The following is a 16,157-nucleotide window of genomic DNA, read 5'->3' on the forward strand; positions in this document are numbered from 1 at the left end:
TCAGTGATCAGTAAAGTTTGTGTAGTGTAAGGGAAAGACGTTACTTGATTGGCTGGGCTCATCGCCGGAGCATGAAATCCATTTCAAAACCCGCATAAGCGGGACAGGATGGAGAATGTCATGTCAAATCAACCCCGGTTTCTGATGGGTAAACAACGCACGCTGGCGCTGCTGCTGGCGGGGCTGGTGGCTGCGCCATTGCCACTCATCGCAGCACTGGCGACACCCACCGTCTATGCGGCGTCGGTCAGCACGGGCTATACCGCGCTGGCGGGCGGTTCCGTGCAGTTTTATGCCAATGGCGGTGTCTGGGCCGACCTGCACTACACGGTGAACGGTGGCGCGCAGATGAACATCCGCATGGGCAATAGCGGCACCAACAACAGCTATACCGCAACCGGGATTCCCGCCGGCGCCGTGGTTCGATTCTTCTTTACTGTTGGCCAGAGCGATGGCTCGGCGCAGGACACCGCCTGGGCGCAGTTGACCTACAGTGCGCCAACCCCGACACCCGCGCCGACACCCGCGCCGACACCCGCGCCGACACCCGCGCCGACACCTGCACCGACACCTGCACCGACACCTGCGCCGACACCTGCGCCGACACCTGCGCCGACTCCGGCCGCAACCTATGGTGCCAATGCGTTGAGCGGTGGGGTCGTGGCGTTCTATGCCAATGGTGGCACCTGGGCTGATCTGCATTACAGCGTCAACGGTGGCGGTCAGGCCAATGTGCGCATGAGTAATAACGGGACCACCAATACCTGGCAGATCACCGGCGTGGCCAATGGCGCGACGGTGAGCTACTGGTTCACGATCGGCCAGGCCAACGGTGCTGCTGCGGATACCCCGGCCCAGACGCTGACTTACAGTACCGCTACGCCGACACCAACCCCTGCGCCAACACCCACGCCAACGCCTTCGGGTGGTGGCGCCGTATTTCCACCGGCAGGCACAACCTTCAATCTCGTGAATGGCACCAATGGCGCCTATGCAGATAACCAGGTGTACTGGACCATGGTGGGCAAAGATCCGGCCACCCAAGGTTATGTGCATGTGAACTGCGCCGGCGCGCTGATCCCGATGTCGACAGCAGATAACAACGCGCAGACCAAGGGCGGCCAGAGCTACGCCAATTACTCGATCCCCCTGTCACAGTGCAAATCAGTGACCGTGCCAGCGATCACCTCTGCGCGGATATACCTCAGCGTGGGCAGTCCGATGTTCATGTCCGCCGTAGGTAGCCCGGCCACCGGTTACACCGGCCCCAACATTGATAACCCGACCGACCCCAACAGCAATGTGATCTTTGATTTCATTGAGATGGACGTCAGTGCTGCCAGTTTCTTCGGCAACACCACGCGCGTTGACCAGTTTGGCTTCCCGGTGCGTCTGCGCTTGCAAGGGCAGGGCGGTACCGATCAAACCGTGGGCGAGACAGAAACACGCGCTGCGCTGTTCCAGGCATTTGCCGCGCAAACGCCGGCGCCGTTCTCGCAACTGGCCACGGTGCAAGCACCATACCGGATTGTCGCGCCGGCGCACGGCGGGTTTGGCTCGGGCGGGGCATACGCCAACTATCTGGATAGTTATATTGCGGCGATCTGGAGCCAGTACGCCAGCCAGCCGCTGGTATTCACCGATGCCCAGGGGACGTTCACCGGTCACGTGGTGAATGGCCAGTTTGTGTTCACGGATAGCGCAGGCACGTACTACATCAACCACATGCCGACTACCGCTGAAGTGTTGTTGGGCAACGGGGTGTTCAACGATGCCAGCAATGCGGCGGCGGGCGTGCCGACGGCCAAGCAACTGCAAATTCAGGCGCAACTGGCCGCCGCCATGAACCGTCATGTTGCGGAAAACCCGGCCAATTGGGATAACGCCGGCGCGTTCTACGGTGCTGCGCCGACCAACTACTACGCGCAGTTCTGGCACGCGCACAGTCTTGACCAGCTGTCGTATGGGTTCTCTTACGACGATGTACGTGGCTTCAGTTCTTCATTGATTGGTGCCAACCCGACGGTGGCGACCATCACCGTCGGCTGGTAACGCGCTAGTCTGTTTGCTGTCTTTTTTTCGGGCCGACCTGATCTTTGCTATTGAAAAAGATGGGGCCGGCCCGAAACTATTGCCGGGAACAAAAATTGCATTAGCATGGTCTTGATAGACCCTCCTTGAGGCCGGGCAAGCCAAGGCGGTGTTGCTTTGCAGCATCACTTTTCGATGGTGTTTGCCTGGTTTTTAAGCAAGGGGCGAATCCCGGGTTTGTCAGGAACCCTGCCGTTCGTCGGGCGAAGACGATTTGAAGCGACGAAACAGCCGCGCAGCGGTGAGTGAATCGGGCATATTTTTGCGCAGATGATATCTAAAGGAAGTTGACCGCATATCGATGCATGTTCGATGCATCTGACGATGTCGATCAAAAACGGGATGACTGGATGGCGGGCTTGGCTTTCCTGGTTTTTGCGGCTTCTTTTTCTTTGATGGAAGTGTTGCCGAAAGCTTGAAGAAGGCTTTGTCGGTATGCCAGTGTTTGGCGATCCAGGGCAATATTCCACTTTCTCGGCAACGGTACAAATACCATTTGCTCAAAATCAAGTTTTTTCATCTAATAGTTGCGCCCGTAATACCAGTCGCTTGCTGTGGCATACGCAACTTGACCCGTTCTCCCTTTGGGTTGACGTGCGAAGCATGTGTAAACCCGCGTCTAACCATAAGACGTAGCCGACGTCGCTAAGGCTCATCTGCCTGTCCGTGGCGCAGCTAGTACAATGATCTGCCCGTTGCCTGACCAACCCGCAATCCCCGTACCATCGATTACTCCTGTTTCGTCCTCCATTTTGCACTGGTGGCTTGAACGCTGCCGGACGCGTCACGCAAGTCCGTTTTCCGTAACTCTTTCTGACTAGAACCAGCATGCCAAACTTGATCGGTCGTGCCCGCAACTGGCGGGGACTCTGGGGGGTCTTGCCCATTCTTCTATCCGGATGCCAAGGGGGCATCCTCGATCCGAAAGGCCAGATCGCCGCGGACGAGAAATCCCTCATCATCACGGCAACCATCTTGATGCTGCTGGTCGTTGTGCCGGTCATCATCCTGACCTTTGTGTTCGCGTGGAAATACCGCGCCAGCAACACTGCTGCCGAATACCAGCCCAAGTGGTCGCACTCCGGCAAGATCGAAGCCGTGGTCTGGATCATCCCGATCATCATCGTGACCGGTCTGTCCATTCTGTCGTGGAAATCCACGCACAAGCTGGACCCGTACCGTCCGCTGGAGTCCGCTGTGGCCCCGGTGAATGTCGAAGTGGTCTCGCTGAACTGGAAATGGCTGTTCATCTACCCGGATCTGGGTATCGCAACGGTGAACGAGCTGGCTTTCCCGAAAGACACGCCGGTGAACTTCCGTATTACCTCTGATGCCGCGATGAACTCGTTCTTCATCCCGCAACTGGGCGGCCAGATTTACGCCATGGCCGGCATGGAAACCAAGCTGCACCTGACTGCGCAGGAAGCCGGTACCTATCACGGTATTTCGGCTAACTACTCGGGCGCCGGTTTCTCTGGCATGAAGTTCAATGCCATCGCCACCGAAACGCCTGAGCAGTTCAATGCCTGGGTTGCCCACGTCAAGGCGACGGGCAAGCCGCTGGATGCGCAAGGCTATATCGGCCTGACCGCACCGAGCGAAAACAATCCGGCTGCGTACTACACGCTGGCCGAGCCGCGCCTGTTCCCGGCTGTATTGCACAAGTACATGGCCGGTCGCCAGTCGATGGCGGCATCCGACGAAGAGATCAAGGTGGCCGAGTTGAGCCGTGTTCTCTGTAAGACACCAACCCTGGCCCCCGTGAAGGAGTAACGATAGATGTTGCTGGGCAAACTTACTCTGGACGCCATCCCGTTCCATGAACCCATCGTGATGGGTGCATTGGGTGGCGCCGGTCTGATGGGCCTTATTGTGCTGTCCTTGGTGACCAAGTTCGGCAAGTGGGGCTACCTGTGGCGCGAATGGCTGACTTCGGTTGACCACAAGCGTATTGGCGTAATGTATATCGCCGTTGCATTGGTCATGCTGCTGCGCGGCTTTGCCGATGCACTGATGATGCGTTCGCAACTGGCCATGGCGACCGATGGTGCCATGGGCGTGTTCCCGCCGTCTCACTACGACCAGATCTTTACCGCGCACGGCGTGATCATGATTATTTTCATGGCCATGCCGTTCATGACGGGTCTGATGAACATTGTTGTGCCGCTGCAGATTGGCGCGCGTGACGTGGCGTTCCCGTTCCTGAACTCGCTGTCCTTCTGGCTGCTGGTCGCCGCTGCGATTCTGGTGAACCTGTCGCTGGGCGTGGGTAACTTCGCCCGTACCGGCTGGGTTGCCTATCCGCCGCTGGCTGAACTGGCGTTCAGTCCGGATGTCGGGGTGGATTATTACACCTGGGCGCTACAGATATCAGGGATAGGGACGACGCTAACGGCGGTTAACTTCCTCGTTACCGTGATCAAGATGCGTGCCCCAGGCATGAAGCTGATGCAAATGCCGATCTTCACCTGGACCTGCACCTGGGCCAACGTGCTGATCGTGGCTTCCTTCCCGATCCTGACCGGCGCTCTGGCCATGCTGAGCCTGGACCGTTACATGGACTTCCACTTCTTCACCGCTGAAGCGGGTGGTAACGCCATGATGTATCTGAACCTGTTCTGGGCCTGGGGTCACCCTGAAGTCTATGTGCTGGTTCTGCCTGCCTTCGGTATTTTCTCTGAAGTGGTTTCGACCTACTCGGGCAAGCGCCTGTTTGGTCACACCTCCATGATCGTGGCTTCTGGCGCGATCACCGTGCTGGGCTTCATGGTGTGGCTGCACCACTTCTTCACCATGGGTTCGGGCGCTAACGTCAATGCGTTCTTCGGCATCGCCACCATGGTGATTTCCGTGCCGACCGGCGTGAAGCTGTTCAACTGGTTGTTCACCATCTACAAGGGCCGTCTGCGCTTTGAGCCGCCGATCCTGTGGACGCTGGGCTTCATGGTGACGTTCTCCATCGGTGGTATGACCGGCGTGCTGCTGGCCGTTCCGGGTGCTGACTATGTGCTGCACAACAGCCTGTTCCTGATCGCTCACTTCCACAACACCATCATTGGTGGGGCGGTGTTCGGTTACCTGGCCGGTTTCTCGTTCTGGTTCCCGAAAGTGTTCGGCTTCAAGCTGAACGCCAAGCTGGGCAAGGCTGCATTCTGGTTCTGGCAAGTCGGTTTCTACTTCGCGTTCATGCCGCTGTACGTGCTGGGCTTCATGGGCATGACCCGTCGTCTGAACCACACCGACCATCACGAGTGGAACATCTACCTGTACTTTGCCCTGTTCGGCGCACTGCTGATCGCCGCAGGTATTGGTTGCCAGTTGCTGCAAATTGCCGTGTCGATCTACCAGCGCAAGAAGCTGGAAGACAACACCGGTGATCCGTGGAATGGCCACACCCTGGAATGGTCCACGTCTTCTCCGCCGCCGGCTTATAACTTTGCCGTGCTGCCGCAAGTGCGTGACATCGACGCCTTTACCGACATGAAGGAACAAGGCAAGCCGTACGCCAAGCCGGAACACTACGACCCGATCCACATGCCGCGTAACACCTCGGCCGGTGTGTTCATGGGTGCGTTTGCAACCGCCCTGGGTTTTGCGTTGATCTGGCACATCTGGTGGCTGGCGATTGTCGGTCTGGTTGGCATTGTCGTGACGCTGCTGACGCGCGTTTATGACAACAACAAAGACTTTTACATCATGCCGAACGAGATCGCCCACACCGAGCGCGCTGCTGCTGATAGCCGTGCCAAAGAAGCGGTTGCGGCCTGAGGGATATTGGAAAAATGAGTAATCTTGCTGAACAAACGCTCGACGCCCACGTCGAGCAAGAGCACGGTCACGAACATCATCACGATACAGACAGCCAGGACATTCTGGGCTTCTGGCTGTATCTGATGACCGACTGCATTTTGTTTGCGACCGCGTTTGCGGGCTACGCCGTGCTCTATCGCAATATCGCGACTGGCCCGGCGGGCTTTGAAATTTTTGACCTGAAGTACGTGGCGATTGAAACCGCAGCCCTGCTGCTGTCTTCCATCACCTACGGCTTTGCCATGATCAGCGGCCGCCGCGGTAACAAGTCGGCTGTGCTGGGTTGGCTGGCTGTGACGTTCCTGTTTGGTGCCACCTTTATCGGTATGGAAGTTAACGAATTCCATCACCTGATCTCTGAAGGTCACGGCCCGAACGTCAGCGCATTCCTCTCGGCCTTCTTTGGTCTGGTGGGTCTGCACGGTCTGCACGTCACTGCCGGTCTGATCTGGATGGCTGTGCTGATGTTTGAAGTGGCCAAGCGTGGCCTCTCCAAGCAAAGCGTACTGCGCCTGAGCCTCTTGAGCCTGTTCTGGCACTTTTTGGACGTGGTCTGGATCTGTGTGTTCACCGTTGTGTATCTGAAAGGGGTAGCGTGATGCAACGTATCGAAGGTCATGATTCGCATCAACACGCCGCTGCTGCAGATCACGGCAGCTATGTGGACTACCTGGTCGGCTTTGTGCTGTCGGTCATCCTGACGGTCATCCCGTTCTGGATGGTGATGAGCAAGTCGTTCAGCCGTCAGGGCACGATGATTGGTATCGCCGTGTTCGCCGTGGCTCAGGTGATTGTGCAGCTGAAGTATTTCCTGCACCTGGACTTCACCAAGGAAGGCAAGATCAACACGCTGGCGTTCCTGTTTACCGCTTTGATCATCGTTATGCTGGTGGGTCTGTCGATCTGGATCATCACCACCGCTGACGCGTTGATGATGCGCTAAGGTGGGCGGCTTGAAACTCAAGCGTTACCTGCTGGTCACCAAGCCTGGCATTATCATGGGCAACCTGATCAGCACCGTCGGCGGCTTTTTGCTGGCTAGTCAGGGTCACCCTGACTGGCTGGTGATGGTTGCCACGGTGATTGGTTCGGCACTGGTGGTGGCGTCGGGTTGTGCGATCAATAACTGGATTGATCGTGACATCGATGCCCGCATGGAGCGCACGAAAAAGCGTGTGACGGTGACCGGGGTAATGAGCCCTGCCGCCGCACTTGCACACGGCCTGTTGCTGGGTGTGCTGGGCTTTGCCTGTCTGGCCTGGTTCACCCCGATGGTCACCGTGTATTGCGTGGCTTTTGGCTACTTCATCTACGTGGGCGTTTACAGCCTGTATATGAAGCGCAATTCGGTGCACGGCACGCTGGTGGGTTCGCTCTCCGGGGCCATGCCACCGGTAGCGGGCTTCTGTGCTGCGGCCGGTGAATGGAATACCGGCGCGCTGATCCTGATGCTGATGTTCTGTCTGTGGCAAATGCCGCATTCCTACGCCATTGCCATCTTCCGCCAGGAAGACTACAAGCGTGCAGGGATCCCGGTATTGCCAGTGGTGCGCGGTATTACCGCGGCCCGCCGCCAGATGGTTGCCTACATCATCGCTTTTGCGGTGGCCTGTGTGGCGCTGCAGGTGGCGGGTTACGCCGGTTATGGTTATATGGCCGTTGCAGTGGCGACCTCCCTGTACTGGCTGAAGCTGGCACTGGATGGTCGTCAGACCGACAACCACGTTAAATGGGCGAAGCAGGTGTTTGTGTTCTCCATCATTACCGTGACTGCGTTGTCGGTCTCGATGGCGGTGGATGGCAAGCAGCCAAAGCAGCAACTGGCCAGCCTGACGCAAGTGATTGCGCCTCACGCCTGATCTGTCGCATCAAGCAAAAACGCCCCGCTGATGAAAGTCAGCGGGGCGTTTTGTATTGGGGGTGAGCTAACTGGGTGCTGCACGGCGTGGGTGCCGGTCGAAAGCGATGGGTGATCTGGGCGTTCGTCTTTTTCGTTGGTGCCGAGTCGGCGTTGGTGCGCTAGTGCAACGCACTCACCGATGTCTGAAGCGCTGTGTGTCGGCCCGTGCAGTTGTGTTTTGTCAGTGGGTGAGGGCGCGAGCGCAGAAAAGCAAAAAGCCCGATCAACAGACCGGGCTTTTTGCTTGAATCAAGTGGGGTGGCTGATGGGGCTCGAACCCACGACAACAGGAATCACAATCCTGGACTCTACCAACTGAGCTACAGCCACCACAAAACACACTGGTTTATGCATGGCACAAACCAAAAACTGACCCTGCTGTACATCCTGCCAAGAGATTGGCGCACCCGACAGGAATCGAACCTGTAACCTACGGCTTAGAAGGCCGTTGCTCTATCCGGTTGAGCTACGGGCGCCCGGATCAGGCTACATTTCTTTATGTGTACAGAGCAGATTTAAAACAGGGTCGGGGCGGTGGGATTCGAACTCACGACCACCTGGTCCCAAACCAGGTGCGCTACCAGACTGCGCTACGCCCCGAACGAGACCGAGACTATAGCGAGGTTACGACACTTACGTCAAGCCTGAAGATTGAGTCTATTGCCAGAAAAATGAGACAATGCTGATCTTACTGATAAAACCTCGTGCCGGAGCCCGCCTATGACAGCGCAAATTCTCGACGGAAAAGCCATTTCGCAGGATATCGTTCAGAGCGTGCGCGCAAAGGTAGATGCTCGCACTGCAGCGGGCCACCGCGCGCCGGCACTCGCTGTGGTGCTGGTCGGTAGTGATCCGGCTTCTCAGGTTTACGTCGGGAACAAGAAGCGCCAGTGTGAAAACGCCGGTATTACTTCGCTGGCGTATGACTTGCCAGAAACCACGTCTGAGGCCGAACTGGTTGCGCTGGTCGGCAAGCTCAATGCCGATGACGCAGTTGATGGCATTCTTGTGCAGTTGCCGTTGCCGGCACATATCAACGCAGAAAAGATTATTGAACTGATCGACCCGGTGAAGGATGTCGACGGTTTCCATCCATATAACATTGGTCGTCTGGCACTGAAGATGCCGCTGCTGCGCCCGTGCACGCCACGTGGTGTGATGACGTTGCTGGAGCGCACCGGTATTGATCTGGTGGGCAAGGATGCCGTGATTGTCGGTGCTTCCAACATCGTGGGCCGCCCGCAGGCGCTGGAGTTGCTGCTCGCCCGGGCGACGGTGACGGTTTGCCACAGCAAGACCAAAGATCTGGCTGGCAAGGTGCACGGTGCAGATGTAGTGGTCGCGGGCGTGGGTATTCCCAACTTCGTGAAGGGCGAGTGGATCAAGCCTGGCGCGATTGTGATCGACGTGGGTATCAACCGGTTGCCCGATGGCAAGCTGTGTGGCGATGTTGAGTTCGAAGTGGCCCGTCAGCATGCATCATGGATTACCCCGGTGCCAGGTGGCGTCGGTCTGATGACTGTCGCGACCTTGATGCAGAACACGTTCGACGCCGCAGTGAACCGCAAGCCGTAATTTCAGAAGCAAGACAGGATGGACCGCCCCGGCGGTCCATTTGTTGTGACCGATATCCTTCGGGTCGCAACGTTCGTATGTTGAACCGGACCATAAATACAAGATCGCTCATGCCCTATCCATTAGTTCGCCCGTTTTTGTTCATGCTCGCCCCGGAAACGGCACATCATTTCACGCTCGGTGGCCTGAACTTTGCGCATGACATTGGCCTTTTGCGGGCGTTCATGCCCGCCCCGGTGTCCTGCCCGACGACGGTCATGGGGATGGAGTTTCCCAATCCGGTTGGCCTGGCTGCGGGCCTGGATAAAAATGGCGAGTGCATCGATGCGCTGGCCGATCTGGGTTTCGGATATATCGAGATCGGCACGATCACGCCACGCCCGCAACCCGGTAATCCCAAGCCGCGCATGTTCCGGCTCGTGGATTCAGAAGCCATCATCAATCGCATGGGCTTTAACAACGAAGGCGTCGACAAACTGGTCGAGAATGTCCGCAAGTCGCAATACAAAGGCATTCTGGGCATCAATATCGGCAAGAACTTTGATACGCCGATCGAGCGCGCGGTTGAGGATTACCTGATTTGTCTGGATAAGGTGTACGAGTACGCCAGTTACGTCACGGTGAATATTTCGTCGCCCAACACCAAAAATCTGCGCCAGTTGCAACAGGCCGATGAACTCTCGAGCTTGCTGGGTGCACTCAAGCAACGTCAGCAGCAACTGGCAGACAAGCACGGCCGTTACGTCCCGCTTGCACTCAAGATTGCTCCGGATCTGGATAACCATCAGATTCAGGAAGTGGCCGAACGTCTCGTCAAACATCAGATTGATGCCGTGATTGCCACCAACACAACCTTGTCACGTGTTGGTGTTGAGCATCACGCGCACGGCACAGAAGCGGGCGGTTTGTCGGGCGCACCGGTACGGGCCAAGTCGACTTCTGTCATCCGCGAACTGGCCGAAGCGCTGGATGGTGCGTTGCCGATCATTGGTGTGGGCGGCATTTTGTCGGGTGATGATGCGGTGGAGAAAATCCACGCCGGCGCCTCGCTGGTGCAGGTTTACAGCGGTATGGTGTACCGCGGTCCGGCGCTGGTGGAAGAATGCGCTTCGGCTATTGCTTCAATCCGGTACTAGAGTATGAGGGGAGGGCGCGGGCCCCTCGTGCATCTCTTTGCATCTCTTTGATTATCAAGAAAATCATTGGCAATCCTGATAAGCCATATCTGTTATATGGATAGCAGGATTTAAAGCTTGCCCGGTATATCTGGAGGTTGGATAATCCGGGCCTCAAATGACAGATTTATCGATTCGATCGATATAGCGACGGTTCTGACGATGGGTTTGAATCACTATTTGCTCTTGCTGGTTGGCGCGGTGCTGGTCAACAACGTGGTGCTGGTGCGTATTTTGGGCCTGTGCCCGTTCATGGGTGTTTCCAAAAAGCTGGAAGCCTCGATCGGCATGGGGATTGCCACGGCCTTTGTGCTGACGCTGGGCTCGGGTTCATCATGGCTGATTGATCAGTTGCTGGTGGCCTGGCATCTGGAATACCTGCGCACGCTGTCATTCATTGTGGTGATTGCTGCCATCGTGCAGTTCACCGAAATGTTCATTCATAAAACCAGCCCGGTGCTGTATCAGGTGCTGGGTATTTACCTGCCGCTGATCACCACCAATTGCGCCGTACTGGGCGTGCCGCTGATTAACTCGGTCCAGAAATACAGCTTTACCGAGTCGTTGGTGTTCGGTTTTGGTTCTTCGTTTGGTTTCAGCCTGATCCTGATTCTGTTTGCGGCCATCCGCGAGCGACTGGACGGTGCGGATGTGCCAGCGCCCTTCAAGGGCACCCCGATTGCTTTTATTACCGCCGGCTTCATGAGCCTGGCATTCATGGGCTTTGCCGGCCTGGTGAAGTAACAGACTGATCGTATGCTGACTTTCACGCTTGCCATCGCCATCATGGCGATCCTCGCGATCCTGCTCGGTGCCGTACTGGGTTGGGCCGCTATCAAATACAAAGTCGACGAAGATCCGCTCGTGGACAAAATCGACGCCATCCTGCCGCAAACACAATGCGGCCAGTGTGGTTTTCCTGGTTGCAAACCGTATGCCACGGCCATTGCCAACGAAGAAGCCGATATCAATCGCTGCCCGCCAGGTGGCGAAGATGGCATTCGCAAGCTGGCAGACCTGCTGGGCAAGGAATTCAAGGCACTGAACGCGGAAAACGGCGAAGAAAAAGCCAAAGCCGTGGCCGTGATTGATGAAGACACCTGTATTGGTTGTACCTTGTGCATTCAGGCCTGTCCGGTCGATGCCATTGTGGGTGCAGCCAAGCATCTGCATACCATTGTCTCGAGCGAATGTACCGGTTGCGAGTTGTGTATCGCGCCGTGTCCAGTGGATTGCATCAGCATGCAAACCGTGGGCGAGACCGTGTCCACCTGGAAGTGGCGTTATCCCGTGATCCCGTTGACTGTAAAGGCCGCCGCATGAACGCACGTGCCGCGCTGGCTGTGACTTTCTTCCCGTTTCACGGTGGTGTTCACCCGCCTGAACACAAAGATGAATCTTCCGGCTCGCCCATTGTGGCGGGCCCGATTCCGGCTACATTGGTGGTGCCGTTGCACCAGAGCATTGGCAATATGGCCAAGGCGCTCGTCAATGTCGGTGACCATGTCCTTAAAGGCCAGATGATCGCTGCCGCCGATGGCACGGTCTCTGCTGCCGTGCACGCGCCGACTTCCGGCCGTGTCGTGTCCATCAGCCCGCAGCGCGTGCCGCACCCGTCCGGTCTGCTGGAGTACTGCATCACCATCGAATCTGACGGCGAAGACCGCTGGATCGACCGTAACCGCTTTGACTGGCGCAATGCCGATGGCCGCGCCATTCGTGATTACCTGCGTGATATGGGTGTGGTCGGCCTGGGTGGTGCGGTGTTCCCGTCACACCTGAAGATTGGCGGCGCCAAAGACGGCCTGGATACCCTGGTCATCAACGCCGCTGAGTGCGAGCCCTTCATCACTTGCGATGACCGGCTGATGCGCGAACGCGCCTCGCAAGTCGTCGAAGGCATCAAGATACTGCAAGCGTTGCTGCAAGCGCGTGAAGTGCTGATCGGCGTGGAAGACAACAAGCCGGAAGCCATCGACGCCATGCGCGCCGCTATTGCCGGTTGCGACTTCAAGATTGAAGTTGTGGTTGTGCCAACGCTGTACCCTTCGGGCGGCGCCAAGCAACTAATCAAGTTGCTGACTAATAAAGAAGTGCCGTCTGGCGTCCGTTCGACTGACCTGGGCGTGCAGTGTTTCAACGTCGCCACTGTGTACACCATCTACCGTGCCATTGAGCACGGCGAGCCGGTGATCAGCCGTGTCGTCACGTTGACGGGCAATGTGGATCGCCCAGGCAATGTGGATGCGCTGATCGGCACGCCGATTGCCGATCTGCTGGCCTTTGCCGGTAACAAGGCTGATTCGGATTCCTACATCTACGGCGGCCCGATGATGGGCTTCGAGATTCCGGGCACGGACGTGGGTTTGTCCAAAGCCGGTAACTGCATTATTGCCAAGAGCAGCGGTTTATTCCCGGCCAAGCCGGCCGAAATGCCGTGTATTCGCTGTGGCAAGTGCGCTGACGCTTGCCCGGCAGAATTGCAGCCGATGGACCTTTACTGGTTCGGCAAGAGCAAGAACTTTGGCAAGGCGCAGGAACGCAACCTGTTCGATTGTATTGAATGCGGCGCGTGCGCGTACGTGTGCCCGTCCAACATTCAACTGGTGGATTACTTCCGCTTCTCCAAGTCGGAAATCTGGGCTGCTGAGAAATCCAAAAAAGCCGCCGATCAGGCCCGTGAACGCCACGAATTCCGCCAGTTCCGTGAAGAGCGTGAAAAGCGTGAGAGGGCCGAGCGTCTGGCCGCCAAGGCCGCGCAAAAGCATGACGCAGCTGCAGCATCCAGCGATCCTGCCGACGCCGAACGCGCCGCCAAGATCAAGGCTGCCATGGAACGCGCCGCGGCCAAGAAAGCTGAAGCGGCCGCTGCGCAAGTTGCGGCGGACCCGATCACCCCGCTGGACCCGGATGCTACCGCTGTGCCGGTTGCCGAGGCTGTTTCTGCCCCGGCACCAGAACCTGCGCCCGTGAGCCAGCTTGATCCAGAGAAGGCCGAGCGTATCCGAGCTGCCATGGAAAAACGCGCCGCTGAAAAAGCCGAACTGGAAGCCATGAGCCCGGAAGAAAAAGCCGCGCGTGAGGCAGAAAAGAAAGCCAAAATTGAAGCGGCCATGGCCGCAGCCGCTGCCAAAAAGGCAGCCAAAGCGGCTGAAGCGGCCAAGGCACAGGGCGATCAGGCCGATGGCCCTGGCGCATAACCAGTCACAACAAATATAAAATCGATGAACACGTCTCCGTTCTTTATCAAACCTACGCCACTGCAAGTGGTGATGTTCAAGGTCGCGCTGGCACTGGTGCCGGCGATTGCCGTGTACACCTATTCGTTCGGCATTGGCGTGCTGGTCCAGATTACGCTGGCGACCATCACCGCACTGGCGACTGAAGCCTTCTGCCTGAAGCTGCGTAGCTACCCGATCAAGCCGTTCGTAACCGATGGCTCGGCCATTGTGACTGCGTGGCTGATGGCGCTGTCGTTCCCGCCATTGGCGCCGTGGTGGATGATCGTCGTGGCAGCCGCGATCTCGATTGCGCTGGCCAAGCATATGTACGGTGGCTTGGGTCAGAACACCTTCAACCCGGCCATGGTTGGCTTTGCCATCATGATCGTGTCGTTCCCGGCGCAGATGTCGCGCTGGGCCGCGCCGTTTGGTGTGTTGCCGCAAAGCCTGGATTGGTCCGCCCAACTGTCCTGGATTTTCACCGGCCACCTGCCAGCGGGTCTGGCGTTTGACGCTGTGGCTTCGGCGACGCCGCTGGACACCGTCAAAACCCAACTCATGCAGCACGCCAGCATGAGCCATATTTTCCAGTCTCCGCTGTTTGGTGCTATTGGTGGCATCGGTACTGAATGGATCACTGCTGCTTATTTGCTGGGTGGCTTGTATCTACTCTGGCAAAAGCTGATCCCGTGGCAAATTCCGGTGACCTTCCTGGCTGTGCTGGGTGGCGTAGCGGGCATCTTCCATCTGGTTGATCCAACCCATTACACCTCGCCGCTGTTCCACTGGTTCAGTGGTGCGGCCATGCTGGGTGCATTTTTCATTGTGACCGACCCGGTCACCGGCCCGACCACCCCGCTGGGCCGGGTGATCTTTGCGGCGCTGATTGGTTTGCTGACATATCTGATCCGCGTGTTTGGCGGCTATCCAGATGGCATTGCCTTTGCCGTACTGATCATGAACCTTGCCGCACCGTTCATTGACCAATACACACAGCCCGCGGTGTTCGGCCGCAAGGGCAAGCAGAAGAAAGCAGGGGCCCAGTCATGAAAACCATGGTGGCCAATGGCGTACGTGGTGCGCTGACCCTGCTGGCGTTTTCGTTTGTGTTCACCGCATTGATGGCAGGCACATACGCGCTGACCAAAGACATCGTGGCCAAGAACCAGGAAGACGCAGAGCGAGCCTTGATTGCGCAGGTCTTGCCCGCAGGTTCTTATGACAACAATCTGCTGGCGGATAAAAAACTGGTGCCCAAGGCAGATGCCAAAGCACTGGGCAACGATGACACATCGGCTATTTATCTGGCCAAGAAAACAGGCAAAACCGTCGGTGCGGTAATTGAAGCCACCGCGCCGGATGGTTACGCTGGCAAGATCAAAATGCTGGTGGGTGTCGCGCCCAACGGCCAGGTGCTGGGTGTGCGTGTGGTCGATCACAAAGAAACGCCAGGCCTGGGCGATTACATCGACGCAGCCATTTCTAACTGGATTGACCAGTTCAAGGGCAAAAGCCTGGGGAATCCGGCGCTGGAGCGCTGGAAAGTAAAAAAAGACGGTGGCGAGTTTGACAGCCATGCTGGCGCCACCATCAGCCCGCGCGCCGTGGTCAAGGCACTGGGCAAGACACTGGTTTACGTAGACGCGCACAAAGCGGGTCTGTTTGGAGATGCATCATGATGATTAGCCGCCAGGAAGTTCGCGACATCAGCCATAACGGCGTGTGGAAGCAGAACCCCGGTGTCGTGCAGATTCTGGGTATGTGCCCGACGCTGGCCATGACAACCTCTGTGGTCAACGGTGCCAGTCTCGGTATCGCCACCGCACTGGTGATGGCATGCTCGGGTGCAGCGGTTGCGCTCTTGCGCCAGTTTGTACCGAACGAACTACGCAACCCGATCTACATCCTGATCATTGCCGCCGTGGTGACCATCGTTCAGTTGGCCATGAATGCCTATATGCACGCACTTTATAACGTGCTGGGTATTTTCATCCCGCTGATCGTGACCAACTGCATTGTGCTGGCGCGCGCGGAAGCATTTGCCAGCAAGAATGGTGTCATTCAGTCTGGTCTGGATGGCTTCATGATGGGGATTGGTGGCACCGTGGTGCTGGCAATCCTGGGCGGTATCCGTGAAGTACTGGGCAAAGGCACGCTGCTTTCAGGTATTGATTTGGTGTTTGGTGCTTCGGCCAAATCCTGGGTTATCCACGTGATCCCGGCTGACCTCAACTACCAGTTCCTGTTCATGATTCTGCCTCCGGGCGCGTTTATTGGTCTGGGTCTGCTGGTTGCCGGCAAGGCAGCGCTGGACCGCCGTGCCGCAGAGGCCGCTCGCCGTCGCGAGGCAGAAACCTCCACCCCGCTGGCTGCCTAAGCTCAGGC

The 16,157-nt window shown here is 57.5% G+C and carries 15 protein-coding genes and 3 tRNA genes; 14 read left to right on the forward strand and 4 right to left on the reverse strand.

The window, feature by feature from the left end; genetic code table 11:
* Positions 1–120: 120 nt before the first annotated feature.
* Positions 121–2,052 (forward strand): glycoside hydrolase family 64 protein, encoded by a 1,932-nt coding sequence (locus tag IEX44_RS12410; protein ID WP_229679035.1) that lies wholly within the window; start codon positions 121–123, stop codon positions 2,050–2,052.
* 370 nt (positions 2,053–2,422) lie between these two features.
* Here the strand turns inward: IEX44_RS12410 and IEX44_RS12415 are convergent, their stop codons facing one another.
* Positions 2,423–2,611 carry a hypothetical protein gene (locus tag IEX44_RS12415; RefSeq protein ID WP_188694093.1) on the reverse strand — a complete coding sequence of 63 codons (189 nt, stop codon included), beginning with the start codon at positions 2,609–2,611 and terminating at the stop codon, positions 2,423–2,425.
* 308 nt (positions 2,612–2,919) lie between these two features.
* Here IEX44_RS12415 and cyoA point away from each other — a divergent pair, with 308 nt between their 5' ends.
* From cyoA to cyoE, 5 genes are read left to right on the forward strand one after another with little or no spacing between them, the layout of a single operon-like run.
* Positions 2,920–3,864, forward strand: coding sequence for a ubiquinol oxidase subunit II (cyoA, locus tag IEX44_RS12420; RefSeq protein WP_188694096.1), 945 nt, complete (start codon positions 2,920–2,922; stop codon positions 3,862–3,864).
* Between the two features lie 6 nt (positions 3,865–3,870).
* Positions 3,871–5,859: a cytochrome o ubiquinol oxidase subunit I gene (cyoB, locus tag IEX44_RS12425; protein WP_188694099.1), complete on the forward strand. Its 1,989-nt coding sequence runs from the start codon at positions 3,871–3,873 to the stop codon at positions 5,857–5,859.
* Positions 5,860–5,873: 14 nt separating this feature from the next.
* On the forward strand, positions 5,874–6,500 hold the full coding sequence (cyoC, locus tag IEX44_RS12430; RefSeq protein ID WP_188694108.1) for a cytochrome o ubiquinol oxidase subunit III: 627 nt from the start codon (positions 5,874–5,876) through the stop codon (positions 6,498–6,500).
* Entirely contained in the window at positions 6,500–6,844 is a 345-nt protein-coding gene (gene cyoD / locus IEX44_RS12435; RefSeq protein WP_184103585.1) for a cytochrome o ubiquinol oxidase subunit IV, read from the forward strand. Before cyoC ends, cyoD begins: the two co-directional genes overlap by 1 nt.
* A 10-nt stretch (positions 6,845–6,854) precedes the next feature.
* On the forward strand, positions 6,855–7,760 hold the full coding sequence (cyoE, locus tag IEX44_RS12440) for a heme o synthase (protein WP_188694111.1): 906 nt from the start codon (positions 6,855–6,857) through the stop codon (positions 7,758–7,760).
* Positions 7,761–8,055: 295 nt separating this feature from the next.
* On the opposite strand, the gene IEX44_RS12445 is transcribed toward cyoE, so the two are convergent.
* The 3 genes from IEX44_RS12445 to IEX44_RS12455 form a co-directional block, all read right to left on the reverse strand.
* Positions 8,056–8,131, reverse strand: a tRNA-His gene (locus tag IEX44_RS12445).
* Positions 8,132–8,200: 69 nt separating this feature from the next.
* A tRNA-Arg gene (locus IEX44_RS12450) sits at positions 8,201–8,277 on the reverse strand.
* Between the two features lie 50 nt (positions 8,278–8,327).
* Positions 8,328–8,401: transfer RNA gene (locus IEX44_RS12455), tRNA-Pro, on the reverse strand.
* A gap of 120 nt (positions 8,402–8,521) precedes the next feature.
* On the opposite strand from IEX44_RS12455, the gene folD reads away from it, so the two are divergent.
* The 8 genes from folD to IEX44_RS12495 all read left to right on the forward strand — a co-directional run bounded on the left by folD (position 8,522) and on the right by IEX44_RS12495 (position 16,149).
* Positions 8,522–9,376, forward strand: coding sequence for a bifunctional methylenetetrahydrofolate dehydrogenase/methenyltetrahydrofolate cyclohydrolase FolD (gene folD, locus IEX44_RS12460; RefSeq protein ID WP_188694113.1), 855 nt, complete (start codon positions 8,522–8,524; stop codon positions 9,374–9,376).
* Between the two features lie 110 nt (positions 9,377–9,486).
* Positions 9,487–10,512, forward strand: coding sequence for a quinone-dependent dihydroorotate dehydrogenase (locus tag IEX44_RS12465; protein ID WP_188694115.1), 1,026 nt, complete (start codon positions 9,487–9,489; stop codon positions 10,510–10,512).
* 201 nt (positions 10,513–10,713) lie between these two features.
* Positions 10,714–11,295 carry an electron transport complex subunit RsxA gene (gene rsxA / locus IEX44_RS12470; protein WP_229679037.1) on the forward strand — a complete coding sequence of 194 codons (582 nt, stop codon included), beginning with the start codon at positions 10,714–10,716 and terminating at the stop codon, positions 11,293–11,295.
* Between the two features lie 12 nt (positions 11,296–11,307).
* Entirely contained in the window at positions 11,308–11,874 is a 567-nt protein-coding gene (rsxB, locus tag IEX44_RS12475; RefSeq protein ID WP_188694117.1) for an electron transport complex subunit RsxB, read from the forward strand.
* Positions 11,871–13,751 carry an electron transport complex subunit RsxC gene (gene rsxC, locus IEX44_RS12480; RefSeq protein WP_188694119.1) on the forward strand — a complete coding sequence of 627 codons (1,881 nt, stop codon included), beginning with the start codon at positions 11,871–11,873 and terminating at the stop codon, positions 13,749–13,751. Before rsxB ends, rsxC begins: the two co-directional genes overlap by 4 nt.
* 24 nt (positions 13,752–13,775) lie before the next feature.
* A complete protein-coding gene (locus tag IEX44_RS12485; RefSeq protein ID WP_188694121.1) occupies positions 13,776–14,822 on the forward strand; it encodes an RnfABCDGE type electron transport complex subunit D in 1,047 nt (348 codons plus the stop codon).
* Positions 14,819–15,451, forward strand: a complete 633-nt coding sequence (gene rsxG, locus IEX44_RS12490; RefSeq protein WP_188694127.1) for an electron transport complex subunit RsxG — start codon at positions 14,819–14,821, stop codon at positions 15,449–15,451. Before IEX44_RS12485 ends, rsxG begins: the two co-directional genes overlap by 4 nt.
* On the forward strand, positions 15,448–16,149 hold the full coding sequence (locus IEX44_RS12495) for an electron transport complex subunit E (RefSeq protein WP_229679039.1): 702 nt from the start codon (positions 15,448–15,450) through the stop codon (positions 16,147–16,149). The genes rsxG and IEX44_RS12495 overlap by 4 nt, the downstream gene beginning before the upstream one ends.
* Positions 16,150–16,157: the final 8 nt, after the last annotated feature.

This window comes from Silvimonas amylolytica, from assembly GCF_014645555.1.
Taxonomy (GTDB): Bacteria; Pseudomonadota; Gammaproteobacteria; order Burkholderiales; family Chitinibacteraceae; genus Silvimonas; species Silvimonas amylolytica.